At 61.5% G+C, this 16,503-nt stretch carries 16 protein-coding genes and 3 pseudogenes; 8 read left to right on the top strand and 11 right to left on the bottom strand.

Annotated elements, in window-relative coordinates:
- Nucleotides 1-254: 254 nt before the first annotated feature.
- From BMG07_RS14100 to BMG07_RS14070, 7 genes are all read left to right on the top strand, one after another.
- Nucleotides 255-1,130: a branched-chain amino acid ABC transporter permease gene (locus tag BMG07_RS14100; protein WP_198085094.1), complete on the top strand. Its 876-nt coding sequence runs from the start codon at nucleotides 255-257 to the stop codon at nucleotides 1,128-1,130.
- Between the two features lie 14 nt (nucleotides 1,131-1,144).
- Nucleotides 1,145-2,221 carry a branched-chain amino acid ABC transporter permease gene (locus tag BMG07_RS14095; RefSeq protein ID WP_198085093.1) on the top strand — a complete coding sequence of 359 codons (1,077 nt, stop codon included), beginning with the start codon at nucleotides 1,145-1,147 and terminating at the stop codon, nucleotides 2,219-2,221.
- Nucleotides 2,218-3,015, top strand: a complete 798-nt coding sequence (locus BMG07_RS14090) for an ABC transporter ATP-binding protein (RefSeq protein WP_198085092.1) — start codon at nucleotides 2,218-2,220, stop codon at nucleotides 3,013-3,015. Before BMG07_RS14095 ends, BMG07_RS14090 begins: the two co-directional genes overlap by 4 nt.
- The gene (locus tag BMG07_RS14085; protein WP_198085091.1) at nucleotides 3,012-3,797 is read left to right on the top strand and encodes an ABC transporter ATP-binding protein; all 786 of its coding nucleotides are present in this window, start codon (nucleotides 3,012-3,014) and stop codon (nucleotides 3,795-3,797) included. The genes BMG07_RS14090 and BMG07_RS14085 overlap by 4 nt, the downstream gene beginning before the upstream one ends.
- Entirely contained in the window at nucleotides 3,794-5,650 is a 1,857-nt protein-coding gene (locus BMG07_RS14080; RefSeq protein WP_198085114.1) for a long-chain fatty acid--CoA ligase, read from the top strand. Before BMG07_RS14085 ends, BMG07_RS14080 begins: the two co-directional genes overlap by 4 nt.
- A gap of 34 nt (nucleotides 5,651-5,684) precedes the next feature.
- Nucleotides 5,685-6,863 (top strand): ABC transporter substrate-binding protein, encoded by a 1,179-nt coding sequence (locus BMG07_RS14075; RefSeq protein WP_269758945.1) that lies wholly within the window; start codon nucleotides 5,685-5,687, stop codon nucleotides 6,861-6,863.
- Between the two features lie 115 nt (nucleotides 6,864-6,978).
- Complete coding sequence (locus BMG07_RS14070) at nucleotides 6,979-8,031, top strand: alpha/beta fold hydrolase (RefSeq protein ID WP_198085090.1); 1,053 nt, start codon at nucleotides 6,979-6,981, stop codon at nucleotides 8,029-8,031.
- A 44-nt stretch (nucleotides 8,032-8,075) separates the two neighbouring features.
- Here the strand turns inward: BMG07_RS14070 and BMG07_RS14065 are convergent, their stop codons facing one another.
- The 5 genes and pseudogenes from BMG07_RS14065 to BMG07_RS42065 form a co-directional block, all read right to left on the bottom strand.
- A complete protein-coding gene (locus tag BMG07_RS14065) occupies nucleotides 8,076-9,065 on the bottom strand; it encodes a nitronate monooxygenase family protein (RefSeq protein WP_198085089.1) in 990 nt (329 codons plus the stop codon).
- Nucleotides 9,066-9,129: 64 nt separating this feature from the next.
- Nucleotides 9,130-10,313: pseudogene (locus tag BMG07_RS14060) on the bottom strand (acetyl-CoA C-acyltransferase).
- A gap of 234 nt (nucleotides 10,314-10,547) precedes the next feature.
- Nucleotides 10,548-11,288 carry an SDR family oxidoreductase gene (locus BMG07_RS14055; protein WP_198085088.1) on the bottom strand — a complete coding sequence of 247 codons (741 nt, stop codon included), beginning with the start codon at nucleotides 11,286-11,288 and terminating at the stop codon, nucleotides 10,548-10,550.
- A gap of 146 nt (nucleotides 11,289-11,434) precedes the next feature.
- The gene (locus BMG07_RS42070; RefSeq protein WP_269758944.1) at nucleotides 11,435-11,734 is read right to left on the bottom strand and encodes a hypothetical protein; all 300 of its coding nucleotides are present in this window, start codon (nucleotides 11,732-11,734) and stop codon (nucleotides 11,435-11,437) included.
- A 124-nt stretch (nucleotides 11,735-11,858) separates the two neighbouring features.
- A complete protein-coding gene (locus BMG07_RS42065) occupies nucleotides 11,859-12,023 on the bottom strand; it encodes a TetR/AcrR family transcriptional regulator (protein ID WP_269758943.1) in 165 nt (54 codons plus the stop codon).
- Nucleotides 12,024-12,593: 570 nt separating this feature from the next.
- Here BMG07_RS42065 and BMG07_RS14045 point away from each other — a divergent pair.
- Entirely contained in the window at nucleotides 12,594-12,932 is a 339-nt protein-coding gene (locus BMG07_RS14045) for a MarR family winged helix-turn-helix transcriptional regulator (protein WP_307866955.1), read from the top strand.
- A 274-nt stretch (nucleotides 12,933-13,206) separates the two neighbouring features.
- Here BMG07_RS14045 and BMG07_RS14040 read toward each other — a convergent pair whose 3' ends face one another.
- The 6 genes and pseudogenes from BMG07_RS14040 to BMG07_RS14020 all read right to left on the bottom strand — a co-directional run bounded on the left by BMG07_RS14040 (nucleotide 13,207) and on the right by BMG07_RS14020 (nucleotide 16,464).
- The gene (locus BMG07_RS14040) at nucleotides 13,207-13,491 is read right to left on the bottom strand and encodes a DsbA family protein (protein ID WP_307866959.1); all 285 of its coding nucleotides are present in this window, start codon (nucleotides 13,489-13,491) and stop codon (nucleotides 13,207-13,209) included.
- Nucleotides 13,443-13,847 (bottom strand): DsbA family protein, encoded by a 405-nt coding sequence (locus BMG07_RS14035; protein WP_198085086.1) that lies wholly within the window; start codon nucleotides 13,845-13,847, stop codon nucleotides 13,443-13,445. The genes BMG07_RS14040 and BMG07_RS14035 overlap by 49 nt, the downstream gene beginning before the upstream one ends.
- 184 nt (nucleotides 13,848-14,031) lie before the next feature.
- A complete protein-coding gene (locus BMG07_RS14030; RefSeq protein WP_198085116.1) occupies nucleotides 14,032-14,292 on the bottom strand; it encodes a hypothetical protein in 261 nt (86 codons plus the stop codon).
- Between the two features lie 27 nt (nucleotides 14,293-14,319).
- Nucleotides 14,320-14,697 (bottom strand): annotated as a pseudogene (locus BMG07_RS44880) (hypothetical protein); the annotation flags it as partial.
- Nucleotides 14,646-15,887 (bottom strand): annotated as a pseudogene (locus BMG07_RS14025) (AMP-binding protein); the annotation flags it as partial. The pseudogenes BMG07_RS44880 and BMG07_RS14025, both read right to left, overlap by 52 nt.
- A gap of 394 nt (nucleotides 15,888-16,281) precedes the next feature.
- Entirely contained in the window at nucleotides 16,282-16,464 is a 183-nt protein-coding gene (locus BMG07_RS14020) for a hypothetical protein (RefSeq protein WP_198085084.1), read from the bottom strand.
- Nucleotides 16,465-16,503: the final 39 nt, after the last annotated feature.

Raw genomic sequence — 16,503 nt, 5'->3', positions numbered from 1 at the left:
TGCATTGACCGATTGACGACGCGGAGAGGGCGGGCCAAGGAAGACCCGTCAGCCGGGGTGGATGGGGGAGCGAACTTGGCAAAAAGATCATAGGTCGTTAACTGAACGATCGATAGCTTAACGATCGGTCAATGTCAACGCGTGCTTTCACGCTCACGGTCGGAGCCGCCGTCACATACAAACGAAGCATTCGACAAGGCCATGGCGTTGCGCCCACGCGCTTCGACCGGAAGGCAACCTTCAGGAGACAACGCTTGCAGTTTGTTCAGATCATCGTTAGCGGCATCTCGCAGGGCTGCATCTACGGTCTCATCGCGCTCGGATTTGTGCTGATCTACAAGGCCACCGAGACGGTCAATTTCGCGCAGGGCGAATTCATGATGCTCGGGGCTTTTTGCGGCCTGGCTTTGATGGTGGCGGCGGGACTGCCGTTCTGGCTGGCCTCGCTGCTGGCAGTGGTCGCGATGACGCTGCTCGGTGTGCTGCTCGAGCGAATCGTGATTCGCCCGATCCTGGGTCAACCGGCGTTCTCCATCATCATGCTCACGATCGGCATCGGCTACGTGGCGCGAGGGCTGATCACGATGGTGCCCAACGTCGGGACTGAGACGCACGCGATGCCCGTGCCCTACAAGGACCAGGCCTGGACTGCAGGTGCACTGGTGCTTAACGTCGAACAGCTGGTCGTGATCGCGGCCACCGCCGTGCTCAGCGCGTTGCTGTATGTCATGTTTAGGTTCACCAAGCTCGGAGTCGCCATGCAGGCGACATCGCAGAACCAACTCGCCGCCTACTACATGGGCATTCCCGTGAAGCGGCTCAATGGCCTGGTGTGGGGGCTGGCCGCCGCCATGGCGACGGTGGCGGGGCTCTTGCTTGCGCCGATCACTTTTGTGCACGCCAACATGGGTTTCATCGGGCTGAAGGCATTTCCCGCCGCTGTGGTCGGGGGCTTCGGAAGTCTGCCCGGGGCAATCGTTGGTGGATTGGTGATCGGGATTGTCGAGGCGCTGTCAGGCTTCTATCTGCCGGAAGGCATCAAGGACATCGCTGCGTACGTGGTCGTGCTGGCCATGCTCGTCGTCAGGCCCAGCGGGTTGTTCGGGCGTGCGTCCCGCAAAAAGGTCTGAGAAAGAGTCATCCGATGAGGTTCATCTTCAAAACCGCCTACGAGCAGGACATCCGGCTTGTCAAGCATGGCGGCCATCTGTTCTGGTATGGCGCGCTGTCAGTGCTCCTGATCGCAGCACCTTGGGTGTTTGCCGAATACTGGCTGGCACAGCTGACTTTCGTGCTGATCTACGCTGTGATTGGTCTCGGCCTGATGCTGTTGGCCGGGTTCACCGGGCAGTTCTCGCTGGGCCACGCCGCTTTCGTTGGGGTTGGCGCCTACACGCAGGCGGCCTTGACGAGCGCGGGCCTGCCCTTTCCGCTCGCGTTGGCAGCTTCAGCTTCAATATCAGCCGCCGTGGGAGTCGTCATCGCACTGCCGGCGCTGCGACTCAAAGGCATCTATCTTGGCATCGCGACATTGGCATTTGCGTTCATTGTCGAAGAGGTTTTTGCCCGCTGGGAGAGCGTCACTGGCGGGAATGCAGGCGTTCATGTCAGAGCTCCCGATATTCTTGGCTGGAGAGCGGATACCGCCGAGAGTTTTTACTGGATGTGCTTGGGAATAACGGTGCTGACAACCATCGCGATCCTGAACCTGTTGCGCTCCCCGACGGGCCGTGCATTCGTCGCCATCCGCGATTCGGAGATCTCGGCCCAGAGTATGGGTATCCATCTCGCCCGCTTCAAGACGCTCTCGTTTGCGATTTCTGCGGCGCTTGCCGGAGTGGGGGGCGCGCTGTATGCGCACAAGCTGAAGTTCATCTCTCCGGACCAGTTCGGCGTGCTGCAGTCGGTCGAGTTGCTGCTGATGGTCGTGATTGGCGGGTTGGGGTCGGTGCATGGCGTGTTCCTGGGGGCAATCTTCCTGATCGCGATGCCGCAAGTCATCGCAGTGGTCAAGGACGTTCTACCGCCCCTCCTGGGCCAAGCGCCGGGGTTGCAGGGGATGATCTACGGGTTGGTGCTGATTGGCTTCGTTCTGTTCGAGCCCTTGGGCCTCTACGGGCGATGGCTCAAGCTGCGCACCTATATCCAGCTCTTTCCCTTCTATCGGCGCGGCATGTTCAAGCGGCAGAAGAGTTTCCAGAAGTCGGAGCGAGTGAAATGACGCTGCTGCTTTCTGCCAAGAACTTGAGCGTGCGCTTCGGTGGCGTGCAGGCTGTCAATCGGGTGAGCTTCGATGTGCGGCGAGGCGAGGTCTTCACCTTGATCGGGCCGAACGGCGCGGGCAAGACCACGGTCTTCAATCTGATCAGCCGCATCTACACGCCAACCTCCGGCGCCATCGACTTCGATGGCCAGCCTTTGCTGACCTACGCTGCGCATCAGATTGCACAGCTGGGCATTGCGAGAACCTTCCAGAACATTGAGTTGTTCGAGCACGCCACAGTATTGCAGAACCTCCTCATCGGCCGTCATGTGCACCGGAGCACGGGCGTGTGGAGCCAGATCTTCTTCACGCCTGCGACCCGGTCGGCCGAAATCCGTGCTCGCGTCAAGGCGGAGCAGGTGATTGAACTGCTCGACCTTCAGCGGCATCGCGATTCGTTGGTCGCCGGGTTGGCCTATGGGATCCGCAAGGTGGTGGAGTTGGCACGCGCGCTGTGCACGGAGCCGAAACTGCTGCTGCTGGACGAACCGTCTTCGGGCCTGAATGTGGAAGAGACCGCCGACATGGCATTCTGGATTCAAGACATCGTTCGAGAGTTGGGCGTGACCATCATCATGGTGGAACACGACATGACCCTCGTTTCCAAGGTCTCCGATCGGGTCCTGGCGATGAGTCAGGGCGAGGCCCTAGCGACCGGAACGCCCTCCGAGGTGCAGGGCGACCCGGCCGTGATCGAGGCCTACCTGGGCTCGAGCGATGACATTTCGGCCCTGAGGAGGCAGACGGCATGAGTGCCGCTGTTGAATCCGCGATCCTGAGGCTGCTGAACGTAGAGAGCGCCTACGGTCCGGTCAAGGCCATCCGCGGCGTCAGTCTCCAGGTGCCGCGTGGACAAATCGTGACCGTGCTGGGCTCCAATGGAGCGGGCAAGACCACCATCCTGAAGACCATCTCGGGGATCCTGGACCCCACGAGGGGCAGCGTCGAGTTCAAGGGGCATGACATCACGGCGCGCGATCCCGCGCTGATCGTGCAGCAGGGTCTCTCTCACGTTCCAGAAGGAAGGGAAGTGTTTCCTTTGCTCTCGGTGCACGACAACTTGATGATGGGTGCATATACGCGCAGCGACCGCGACGGTGTGGCACGTGATCTGCAGACCGTCTATGGATTCTTCCCGGACCTGAAAAAGCGCTCTGCCCAGGACGCCGGTCTGCTTTCGGGCGGTCAGCAGCAGATGTTGGCGATCTCGCGCGCCCTCATGGCCGCACCGGAGCTGATTCTTCTGGACGAACCCAGTCTGGGCCTCTCGCCCAGGCTCACACGCGAGATCTTCGAGATCGTCGTGCGCATCAATCGCGAGCGGGGCACGACCATCCTCTTGGTCGAGCAGAACGCGAACATGGCCCTCAACGTTGCGGATCACGGCTATGTGCTGGAGAACGGCCGCGTTGTGATGGAAGACAGCTGCGAGAGGCTCCGCGAGAAGGACGACATCAAGGAGTTCTATCTGGGGATCAAGGAAGTCGGCGAGCGCGGCGAGCGACGCTGGAAAAAAAAGAAGACATGGCGATGAACGATCTTTGGGATTTCTATCATGCCGCTCCGATTGCGGACGTGGAGGTGCACGGTGAAACTGTGGCCGAGATGTTCTGGAATGCTGCGCGCATGCGCGGGGAGCGTGTCTTCATGCGTCAGAAGCAGCTTGGGATCTGGCGGCAATGGACCTGGCACCAAACCGCGGGGGCGGTACGGGAGATCGGCAATGGGCTGTTGAGTCTGGGATTTCAGACGAGCGAGTGTGCGTCGATCCTGGGCAACACGGTGGTCGAATGGCTTCTCGCCGACATGGCGGTCCTGAGTTGCGGTGGCGTCTCCAACGGCATCTATCCGACCGACGCTGCCTCGCAAGCGCAATACCTCTGCGACGATTCGCGGACGGTCATTTTGTTCGTCGAGGACGAAGAGCAATTGGACAAGGTGCTTCAAATACGGGAGCGGCTTCCGTTGTTGCGAAAAATCGTCGTTTTCGACATGAAGGGCCTTCGGGACTTCAGAGATGTCGACGTGATCGACCTCGACGCGTTGCGGGCGCTGGGGCGTGCATATGGCGAGCGGCATCCTGAAGAACTCGATGCAAGGGTCACGGCGTGCAGCCCGGAGGCGTTGGCGATCCTGGTCTACACCTCGGGGACGACGGGCAAGCCCAAGGGTGCTATGCATTCTCACGCAGGCCTGGTTTACACGGTTCGTGGTTTCAACCGGGTTCTGCCGCAGGATGAGCGTGACGAGCGATTGTGTTTTCTCCCGCTCTGTCACATCGCCGAACGGGTCGCTGGAGCGTATTTTTCAATCTATACCGGCACGGTGCTGAATTTTGTCGAGCGACCTGAGACCGTTCCCGAGAACGTGCGCGAGATCGCTCCGACGGTGATGACCGCCGTCCCACGTGTTTGGGAAAAGTTCTACTCGGCCGTGACCATTGCGGTGAAGGAATCCAGCCGCCTGCAGCAGGCGACCTACGCGTGGGCGATTGGCGTCGGCGCCCGCAAGGCGGAACGGATACTGGCCGGGACCCCGGTGGGGTTGTGGTTGGGTCTGGAATACCGGTTGGCCAGAGTGCTTGCCCTGAACAATGTGCGGCGGTTGATCGGCCTGCATCGGGCTCGCCTGTGTGTGACCGGCGCAGCGCCAATTTCGCCAGAGCTCGTCAAATGGTACTTGGCCCTGGGGGTGCCAATGGTCGAGGTCTGGGGCATGACCGAAACCTGTGGTGCGGCCACAGCGACGCCACCCGAGCGTATCAAACCCGGCATGGTGGGATCGGCGTGCCCGTACAACGAAGTTCGGCTCGATCCTGCGACGGGCGAATTGATGGTCCGGGGGGCGAATGTCTTCATGGGCTATCTCAACCTTCCCGAGCAGACCGATGAGGCCCTGTCGTTTGATGGCTGGCTGCACACGGGCGATCTAGGTTCGGTGGATCCGGATGGCTACTACAAGATCACTGACCGTATGAAGGACATCATCATCACGACGGGCGGAAAGAACATCACTCCCAGCGAGATAGAGAACGACCTCAAGTTCTCTCCCTACATCATGGATGCGGTCGTCGTCGGCGATAGGCGACCCTACCTGACAGCCATCGTGATGGTCGATCAAGAGAACGTCGAGAAGTTTGCCCAGGACCGGGACATTCCTTTCGGCAACTACGCCAGCCTGACGCGTGCACAGCCTGTTCAGGAGCTCATCTGGAGCGAGATCGAGCGAGTCAATGGCAAATGCGCACGCGTCGAGCAGATTAAGAAGTTCTTCCTCATCGACACGCTCCTGAGTGCCGACGATGAAGAGGTAACACCCACGATGAAGCTCAAGCGCAAGCTGATCGAGAAGAAGTACGCGGCCCGCATCGATGCGATGTACGGCTGAAAGATTTCCCCCAAAAGTCAACTGGAGACAGACCATGAAGAACGAAATGAGACTGCTGCTCGCTATATGCGTGATCGCGGGCGGATCAGTCGCAGCCCAGGCCGCCGTGCCGCCGCAGGGTGTCAGCAAGGACGAGATCGTCCTTGGCTCTATCCAGGACCTCTCCGGCCCCACGGCCGGGTTTGGTAAGCAGTTGCGCGCCGGCATGTTGTTGCGGGTCGCGGAGATCAACGAGCAGGGTGGCATCAACGGCCGGAAGGTCAACCTGGTGGTGGAGGACTCTGGTTACGACCCGAAGAAGGCCGTCCTGGCCGCACAGAAGCTCGTGAACAAGGACAAGATCTTTGCGATGGTCGGCCACTTCGGCACGGCGCAGAACAATGCCGCCATGCCGATTCAGTTCGAGAAGAACGTATTCAACTTCTTCCCGATCACAGGCGCGCGGGAGATGTATGAGCCGGCCCACCGCCTCAAGTACGCCTTTGCCGTCTCGTACTACGACCAAATTCGCGATTTCCTCCCTCGGCTTGTCAAGGAGAAGAGCGCCAAGAAGGTTTGCGTCATTTACCAGGACGACGAGTTCGGCTTGGAGGTGGCGCGAGGCGGAGAGGCAGGGTTGAAGACTGTCGGCATGGAATTCGTCGAAAAGACCAGCTTCAAGCGGGGCGCTACCGACTTCTCCTCGCAAGTGGCGCGCATGAAGGCCGCCGGCTGCGATCTCGTGGTACTCGGGACCATCATTCGCGAAACCATTGGAACCATCGCCGAGGGTCGCAAGAGCGGCTTCAACCCGACCTACCTGGGCGCCAGTGCAGCCTACACCGACCTCATTCACAAGCTGGGCGGCAAGGCGATGGACGGCATGTACGCCGTCATGGGCTCGATGAACCCTTATGTCGACGACGCCTCGCCCAAAGTTGCGTTCTGGGCGAACAAGTACAAGACCAAGTTCGGCGAGGATCCGTCGGTGTTTTCGGTCTATGGCTACTACATCATCGACACCTTTGCAACGGCGGCGCAGAAGGCGGGTGGCACTCTCACGACCGAGAGCTTCATCAAGGCGATGGACAGCACAACGGTCCCGCAGGACATGTTCGGCAGTCCGCAGATGACCTTTTCCCCGACCAAGCGGCTGGGCAGTGCTTTGTCACGCCTTTCTCAGCTGCAGGATGCGCGCTGGGTGGTGGTCCAGGACTACCCGAAGGTGCAGTAGAAGCAACTCGCAAGGGCGCGCGCTCCCGCGGGTCGAAGCGAAGGACCGGCGCGGGCGAACGGAAGTCGAACGCTCGCGCCGGTTTGATAGACCCACCACCACCAAGAGGAGACATATGGACAACAACAGCACACCTCCTGCGGCCAGCCGCAGGTCTTTCATGACAAAAGCAGCATCGACATTCACTGGCGTGGGCGCCGGCTTGGCGCTCGGCGCATGTGGAGGGGGATCGAGCGGTGTGAGCGCCGCAGCTCCCGTTGTCTCGTCAGGGGCGCCATGTACCGCGGTCGCACCGAAACCACAGGCGATCGCGTGGCCCGCGCCAATGATGGTGCCTGGCGGCAGCCGCACCAATGCGATGAATATTGCGGTCAGAGAGTTCGGTAATCCGAGTGGGAAGCCGATCCTTTTCATCCACGGCTTTTCGCAGAGCATGCAGTGCTGGAACCACCAGGTGATGGCTGCGGAACTCATCGGGTTCCGACTGATCACCATGGACCTGCGCGGGCATGGTGATTCCGACAGAGCCCTGCCGGCCAACTTTCCCAATGCGGGCTATCAGCCGGTGGACCAGGCCGACGATGTCGCGGCCGTCATCGCGGCGAAAGGCCTCGTCAAGCCGGTGATCGTAGCGTGGTCCTTTGGCGGGATTGTCCTCGGCGACTATCTCAAGGCCCACGGCACTGGCAAGGTCGCTGGCTTGAACTTCGTGGGCGCTTTGACGCGCTTCGAGGCCACGCATACGAGCGATTTCCTCGGGCCCGGCTTTCTCGGCGTGGCAGTGGACTGGTTCAGCCCGATCTGGCCGAACAACATCAAGGGCAGCATCAACTTCGTCGCCGCCTGCACCAATGCCCCGTTGTCCGTCGATGACTTCGCGACCACGCTGGCTTGCAATATCGCTGTCCCGTGGACCAACCGGGCTGCTACGGGCATTCGCCCAGACATCTTTCACGACCAGACCACGTTGAACAGCATCGCGCCCGTCCCGACAGTAGTGACACACGGATCGGCTGACCAGGTTGTCTTGCCTGCAAGCAGCGACGCAATCGTCGCCGCCATCGCCGGAGCCACTCTCTCGCGCTATGACGGAGTAGGGCACATGCCGTTCGTCGAGGATGTTGCCCGATTCAATCGCGAACTGGCAGCACTTCGAGCGTCAGTCTAAATGCTGCTCAGGAGTGTTGGCGCCGGCCGAAATTTGACCTACGGTCAAATTTCGACCGGTGCCGACAGCATGCCGCTCAGCCTGCGTCGAATCAGCACCTCCGCCTCGGCCATGATTTGATCGATCAGATCCTTGACAGTGGGGATGTCGTGGATCAAGCCGACCACCATGCCGCAGCTCCATGCGCCCGCATCCATAATTCCCTCGACCATGACCTTGGGGTAGACGCCGGCGACTTGCTCGAAGATGTCGTCGATCTTGAGGCTGCTGCCCTTTTCCCGTTCGATCTCCATCAACCTGTCGACGCCGGCGTTCTTGAGAACACGCTCGGTGTTCCTCAGCCCACGCATCACGAGCCGGGTGTCCAGTTCCGAAGCTGCAACGATGGCATCCTTGACGTTCTGGTGGACGGGCGCCTCCTTCGTCGCGACAAACCGCGTACCCATGTTGATGCCGTCTGCGCCGAGTGCGAGGGCCGCAACCAGCCCTCGGGCATCGGCCATGCCGCCGGAGGCGACGAAGGGAACACTGAGTTCTTCGGCAGCGCGAGGCAGAAGGATCATGTTCGGCAGGTCGTCTTCGCCCGGATGACCGCCACACTCGAAGCCGTCGATACTGACGGCGTCGCAACCGATCTGTTGCGCCTTGAGCGCATGGCGCACCGACGTGCACTTGTGAATGACCTTGATGCCTGCTGCCTTGAGGGTCGGCATGTAGGCCTCTGGACTGCGACCCGCGGTCTCGACGATGCGGATGCCGCCCTCCGCGATGGCTGCGATGTACTCGGCGTACGGTGGCGAAGTGAATGCGGGCAGAAAGGTGAGGTTCACGCCCAGCGGCTTGTCTGTCATCTCACGGGCCCGTGCAATCTCCTTGGCCAGAAGCTCGGGTGTCCGCTGGGTCAGCCCCGTGATGAGCCCCAAACCGCCAGCCTTGGAGACCGCCGCGGCAAGTTCGGCGTACCCGACATAGTGCATGCCGCCCTGGATGATGGGATGCTCGATGCCGAACAGTTCAGTGATCCGTGTTTTCATTTGAGGTTCCTGTCAAGTTGAGTCAGTGGTGATCGGAGGAGGAACGTGCGCAGCAGGTAACCGGCTAAGCGATCTCAAACAGGCCGGCGGCGCCCATGCCGCCGCCGATGCACATCGTGGCGATCACGTATTTCACGCCGCGCCGTTTGCCTTCCAACAGCGCATGGCCGACCAGACGCGCACCTGTCATGCCATAGGGGTGCCCGATGGAGATGCCACCGCCATTGACGTTGAATCGCTCCGGATCGATCTCGAGTCGGTCCCTGCAGTACAGCGCCTGGCAGGCGAAGGCTTCGTTGAGTTCCCACAGGCCGATGTCCTCGACCCGCAATCCATGCTGCTTCAGGAGCTTGGGGATTGCGAGCAGCGGCCCGATGCCCATCTCTTCCGGCGGACATCCTGCGACGGCGATTCCGCGGTAGATGCCCAATGGCGCGAGCCTCGACGCTCCGCAAGTTTGGCGTCCATGATGACGCAGGCCGATGCGCCATCGGACAGTTGGCTCGCATTTCCGGCCGTGACAACGCCGCCGTCAACGACAGGCTTGAGTTGCGCCAAACTCTCGAAGGTCGTCTCGGGGCGATTGCCTTCATCCCGGAGGAGGGTGATTTCCTTCAGGGTCACGTCGCCGGTCTGTCTGTCCACGACGGCCATGGTGGCCGTGATAGGCACAATTTCCTGGTCGAATAGGCCCGCCTTCTGTGCCGCAGCTGTTCTGCGTTGAGACTCTGCGGAGTACGCGTCCTGCACATCCCTGGAGATCTTGTACTTGTTCGATACGAATTCGGCCGTCATCAGCATCGGCATGTAGGCGGCTTCCGCGCGCGCGATGACTGCAGGGTCCACGGTCTCGCCGATCCATTTTGCATAGTCGTTCTGCACGGCAGAAATGTTCTCCTGCCCACCCGCCACGACGACGTCCATGCCATCCATGGCGACCTGCTTCGCCGCGATGGCAATGGCCATGAGCCCCGAGGCGCACTGGCGGTCCACCGTCTGGCCGGCGACCGTCATGGGCAGGCCGGCCGCGATGGCGGCATACCGCGCAACATTCATCCCCGCGGTACCGGCCGTTAGCGTAGTGCCGAGCACGACGTCCTCGATCTCGGCGCCCGAGACGCCAGCGCGTTCCACGGCATGTGCAATTGCGTGCCCCGCCAAAGTCGGTGACTTGATGTTGTTCAGCGAACCTCGGAACGCACGGCCGATGCCGGTCCGCGCAGTGGAAACAATGACCGCGTCTCTCATGCTTGATCTCCTAGTATTGATCGTTTGTTCTAAGGGGCAGGGCTGCAAGCGCCGGGCTTGCTTGCCCGCCCTATCGATTTCGGCTTTTCGAAGGCATGCCCAGTGCCGGGGCGCCTGTGCTCGGGAGAGTCAACGGCGCTGCCGGCCCTCGGGCGCCAGCGCACTGGCAACCGTACGAGACGATGACAGCCGCGTCTCGCGCACTGGAGCGTGGTGCGGGCCTTGCCGTGCTGTCTACCAAGTCTCCATGTAAGGCCTCAGGTCCAGCTCGAAGGTCCACGCATCGCGCGGCTGGGTGTGCAGGTGCCAGTAGTTCTCGGCGATGTGGTCCGGGCTGAGGATGCCGTCCTGTTCCTTCAAGGCATACTTGTCCGGGAAGTTGGTGCGGATGAAGTCCGTGTCGATCGCGCCATCGACAACGACATGGGCAACGTGGATGTTCTTCGGTCCCAGTTCGCGCGCCATGCTCTGCGCCAGCGCACGCAGCGCGTGCTTGGCCCCAGCGAAGGCGGCGAAGTTGGCCGAGCCGCGCAGGCTGGCTGTTGCTCCGGTGAACAAGATGGTGCCGCGGCCGCGCGCGACCATGCGCTTGGCCACCTCGCGGGCGTTGAGGAAGCCGCCGAAGCAGGCCATCTCCCAGATCTTGAAGTACTTGCGCGCGGTCTCCTCCAGAATGCTGGAGGGCACATTGGCACCGATGTTGAAGACGAGCACCTCAATCGGACCGTGTTCGGACTCGACCCGCTCGATGAGAGCGATGACTTCTTCCTCCTTGCGCGCATCGCTTGCGTAGCCGAAGGCTGCGCCGCCTGCGGCCTTGATGCTGTCAATCAGGGGTTGAATTTTGTCGGCAGAGCGGCGCGTCAGACAGGCCGCATAGCCTTCGTTGGCGAATCGCGCGGCAATCGCACCGCCAGTCGAGTCACCAGCACCGATCACCAGCACCACCTTGGGTCGCGTTTCGTTCGATTGCATGTATTCAGTCTCCTTTATTGGAAATAGATCGTTAGATAAACGAACGTTAGCCAACTGGGCGAGTGTTGTCAATACGAAGTCGATAGGTATTTCGTAGCTGGGCACTAGGCCCATGTCACTTCGGCGCACCGCTGGCCGACTGGCAGCTAAGCGGCGGGGTCCGCGTCGAGGTCGCGTGTTTTCACCAAGTGAGTCTTGTCCAGAAACTGCCTGCTGGACGCCAGAATTTCCTTGCGAGTCTTTTCGCTGTCCACCGCGCGAGTGCGGACCAGGGCGCCGACGCATTGCGCAATCAAAGCCCGGGCGGCGTCCGGGTCGCCGATACGGTCATTCCAGTTCTTCTGAGTGCGCTTCAGACCGCGCTCGACCGCTTGCCGCACTTCTGGCTCCGCGCGTGCGATCTCCTGTCCCAGGGTGGGCAGGACGCAGCCTTGCTCCGGGTTCATCGCGTGGAAGGTGCTCAGTTACTTGCGCAGCGCCTTTGCGACGTGGTCGGATTCAGAGGTCTCGTCGCCAGCGAGCATCTGCGTTGTTCTCCACCCCTTTGTCAATGAGCGCCGCGAAGAGCGCCTACTTCGAAGGGAAGTGGCTGTAGAACTCGCCGCCTGTCAGCCCGATTGCGGGCATCAGTGCATCCACGCCGGTCGTCGTAAATCCGCCGCGCTTGGCAATTGCGCGACCGCTGGCAAGCAACTTCTCGCGAATCTCTTCCTTATGGGAGTTTGAATAGCGCATGTTGACCCTCGGGATTTGTCCTCGTTGACATCTATTAAGCGATAGCATACCTTTCGTTAATCTAACGAAAGTTTAGCAATGAGCCGGGGTCGATTAAAGGCAATGAGTCATTCGCCGGCAGGCCCGTGCCGGGAAAAGACGGCTGTACAGCGCACCGGAGCGTTGTGTGTACGTGTGGAAGCCGGTGGCGGCGGCCCGTGTCGAACCCATGGTGAGCGAGCAAGCCGGAGGGCTGGGCGTGAAGCGGTTGAACGAAGTGAGGTAGTCAAAGAATGCGGTTCGAACGATTGTCGGTTACGACGCAGGCGGGCAACGGTGGTCGGCTGGCCTTAAGTGGTGCAACCTGCGTGGATGTGAGCATCTCATCGCCTGGATGCGACATCTCTCCACGCCGCGGCCTCGCCGGCTGTTTGGGGCAGCGTGCCTTCTCGGCGTCCGAGGCGGGGAGAGCACAGTTTCAGTTGTCAGAGCGCAATGGCCCTCCGCGTTGATCTGGGGGCTTGCACCGAATCGAGGGTGCGCCAGTTGACGCGCTGTGTATCACGTCACTTTGACGCGGAGCTGTCGGCTGTGGGCATCAAGACCACCCAGTACTCGGTGCTCTGCCAGATGCTGGTGATGGGGTGCCCGCGCCCCGGCGACCTGGCGGTCTCCATGAGAATGGCCGCCTCGACCTTGAGTCGCAATCTGCGTCCTTTGCGGGCCGCCGGCTGGATAACCGTCGGCCCCGGCAAGGACAATCGAAGCCGCTGCGTATTCATCACCCCGGATGGTCGGCTCAAGCAGCAGGAAGCTAGCGGCTACTGGAGGATTGCGCAGATGAAGCTCGATGAACGCCTCGGCCGCGAACGCGTCCTAGCGCTGCATACGCTGATCGACGAAGTGCTGGTCCGCTTGGGGAACGCGTAGCCGGCCAAGTCGGTTGTGGGGATACATCGGCTCGGCGAGCGTCCAACATGACGCCTGAAAGGCTGGCTCTGGGCGCTGAGACGCTGTGGCCAGATGTTGACGCCTTTCCTTTGCGTGCGATCGGTTGCGGACCTCGGCAGATTGAATGCAGCTTGCGCTGTCCTTCAGCCGGGTGGACTTCGGCTCTTCGTTGAATCAGGAAGTGAACGCACCTGATCGTCGCCCGCGACCTTGCCCGCGCGGAATCGTCCTAGTGAACGGATTGGCCATTCTGCTACCGCAGTGCGCCAACTTGCCGGACTTGATCTGCCGTCGAACGAGCCTGGTAACTGCCGCCGTTGGCCAGGTAGTGCTCCAGCAGCCAGAGGCGGTCCACTCCCCAGAAGAGTTCCTCGTCAACGACGAAGGTTGGCGAGCCGAAAACGCCTCGCGACAGCGCCTCGTTGGTCTGGTCGGTCAGCGCTTGCCGTGTTTGCGACGACTTCACCGCCGCTTCGACCTCCTCCGCCGTCATGCCGAAGGCGGACGCGATGCGAACCAGATTCGCCAGATCGCCGATGTCGTGTCCCTCCGCCCAGTGGGCCCGAAATAGCGCCTTGGCCAGTTCTGGTGCCGTGCTTCCGGTGCGGCGTAGAAAAGTTGGGCTGGGGGTAAGGGATTGGGCAGGCCTGGCGGCGGCGCAAGTGGAAGGTCCAACACCTTAGCGAGCCGAGCGATGTCGCGCAGGATGTAGGGAGCCTTTAATGGGGTCTCCATGTTGGGGCGCAACCCCATCACCTTGACAACAGCCACGCCGAGTCGAAAGGGTCGCCACCTGACCGCGCGTCCGTGGCGGGCTGCCACGCTCTCGATGCGCGCCGCCGCCAGGTAGCCGTAAGGGGAAAGAAAGTCGAAATAGAAATCGATGACGCTCATAAGGTGGACTCTCGGGCAATGGGGTAGATGTAGGGTGAGAGTGGAACCTCGCGGCCCGATGCCTTGAAAGTGATCGAGCGCCATCGGGACAATTGCCAGCCCCTCCGGAGTCGATCTGCATGCGCTATGCCGACGGCCGCTGCGGGGCCGGCCGGGGGACGAGGGACGAGAAACTGCAGCGCGTTCATGCCGGAGTTGTAGTGACCGTGCAGTCGAAGAGGTAGCTCTCGAGTGCGGTCGCGACCAGTTTTCGTTTCGCCTCGAGGCCTGCCGGCAACTGGATGTTGACCGTCATGCCCCTTCGGCCACCCGCTTGAACCATGATCGTGGCGTCGGGCGAGCCGATCACCTCCGCCACGATGGGGGTGACCAGGCGGCTTACCGCGTCGCAGCGCAGCTCCACTTTGAAGATCTTCCCGACGCCAGTCATCGGAATGGCATCCACGAGATAGATGTGCTTGGGCCACGCCGGCCGTTCCGCAATATGTTCCTCGGCGTAATGTCGCAGCTCCTCCAGGGTGACCTGGGCATTCGGCTTGAGGGCGACATAGCAGACCGGCAGCTCACCCGCGTAAACATCCGGCTGGCGACGGAGGCGGCCATGTGCACCTGGGGATGGGATTGCAGCGCATCCTCGATCATGCGAGGGTCGATGTTGTGGCCGCTGCGGATGATCAGGTCCTTGGCGCGACCTGCGATGAAGAGGCGTCCCTCCTCGTCGGTGTAAGCCAAGTCGCCGGTGTTGAGGTACCCGGGCCTGATCGCGTCGGGATCGCCGACATCGCCCAGATACCCTGGCGTCACCGTCGGGCCGGTCACTACGAGGAGCCCGACCTCTTGGTGTGGGCACACCTCTCCGACCGCACCGCCGGCCAGAATTCTGTGGACCGTCGCTTGTGTGTAGGGCAGACGAAAGCCCACCGAGCCCAAGACGGGTTCTACCGCTGTCGGTGCGATCGCGATCAGTCCTCCGGCCTCGGTCATGCCGAAGATCTCGTGCAGCCGGGTTCCCGTGTGGGCCTCGAACCGCTGGGCAACGGCGTGAGGTGTCGGCGCTGCGCCGACGAAGCTCGCCCTCGCCGAGGAGATGTCGGCGTCCACCGGAACGTTCAGCAGCGCGGCCAACGAAGTTGGTACGCCGCCGAGGATGGTCGCCCGATGGCGTTGGGTCGTCTGCCAGAAGTTCTTCACGACGCCGGGATCGCGCATCCCAGCCGGTGTCATGATCAAGAGCTTGGCCCCGCACATGTGAGGGGCGAGCCCGTTCGAGATCGTCGCGGCGACATGGAACATCGGCAATCCATGGGGCAGGACATCGGTCTCGCTGTACTCGAGCATCACGGCAGCGCCGAACGCGGCGACGAGCTGGTTGCGATGCGTATGGGCCACTAGCTTGGGTGCCCCGGTGGTACCTCCGGTATGGAAGTAAGCGGCAATCTGATCATCTTTTCGCGCCTCGCCGAAGGTGAGGTGGGAGCCATCCTGTTCGCGCAGCGCAGTCGTGAAATCGCCGACCGGTCCGCCTGGCAGGGAAACCTGCAGCAGAGTGACACTCGGCACTGCCGCCTTGACCGCCAAGGCCTTTTCCCAGATGTTGAGTTGAGGATGGGGACCGAGGGCCACCAGGATCTTGACGCTCGATGTGCGGACGATGTCCGCAATGTGCTCGGCGCCCAGTAGGAAATTGATCGGCACAGCGAATCCAGCGGTTTCCGCGCCCCACAGGGTATAGAAGGTCTCGATCAGATTTGGCAGCAAGTAGGCGACGCCGGGGTTCTCGCCGCCGATGTCGGCGAACAGGTTGGCGGCCCGATTGATGCCATCCAGCAACGCGGGGTACGTGATGAGACCCCGTTCCGCCTCATCCGCGGCGCTGCCCCAGAGCATGGAAACGGCCACGCGGGTTGGGAAGCGGGCGGCGCTCTCCTTGAAGACGTCATGAACGCTGCGCGCTCTGACGCGGTCGCTGAAGGGCTTCTCGTTCTCGAATGCAACGATGTCCTCCAACGTGCGAAGGGGGTGTTCTGTGAAGAGCGACATTGGCGTTTCCTTGGGCGGTGCTGCGGACTTGGTGCGATGCTGGGAATGAGCTGGACGAACGCGCATTCGGCGGTTGTGAGACGGCCCCGATAAAGAATCTCAGTTCAGGTGGGCAGGAGAAGCGATGGATGTCGCCTTTGACTAAACGATCATTTAACTATAGAGTGACCTGCCTCTTGGCGTACTAGTGGAAGCCTAGTCCGTCGATGCAGCGAAGGCTCGAGGCCCGACGATGGCGAGCGGAAAACGGTTCAGGGCGCAGGTTGGCCGTACGGCGGAGCACCGCAGTACCGATGGTCCGCGCGCCCCAGAGCTCCAGTCCCGAAGCGCACCAGGAATCCGCGCCGATCGCAGGAGAAGTGCGTCCTGGTCGGGGTTTTGCTCCGCCTAACATTTACACACGGGGAGGCACGAGATAGATACTCGGGTCTTCAGTCAGACCGGCCTTGATCTGGCTGGCCATGTCGTCCGCCAGCACTTCTTCCGCCCCGGCCTCCAGCGCATCGAACGTGCGGTCTACGACGACATGGGGCGCAGACTTGGGCATGTCCATCCCCCGCGTCAGGTCGGCATCCACGAAGCTCACATGCATTCCCAGAACTTGCGTGCCTTGTCA

Source organism: Variovorax sp. E3 (genome assembly GCF_016082275.1).
Classification (GTDB): Bacteria; Pseudomonadota; Gammaproteobacteria; order Burkholderiales; family Burkholderiaceae_C; genus Variovorax.
The sequence above is the reverse complement of the archived record's forward strand: the minus strand, read 5'-3'. Positions and strand labels throughout refer to the sequence as shown.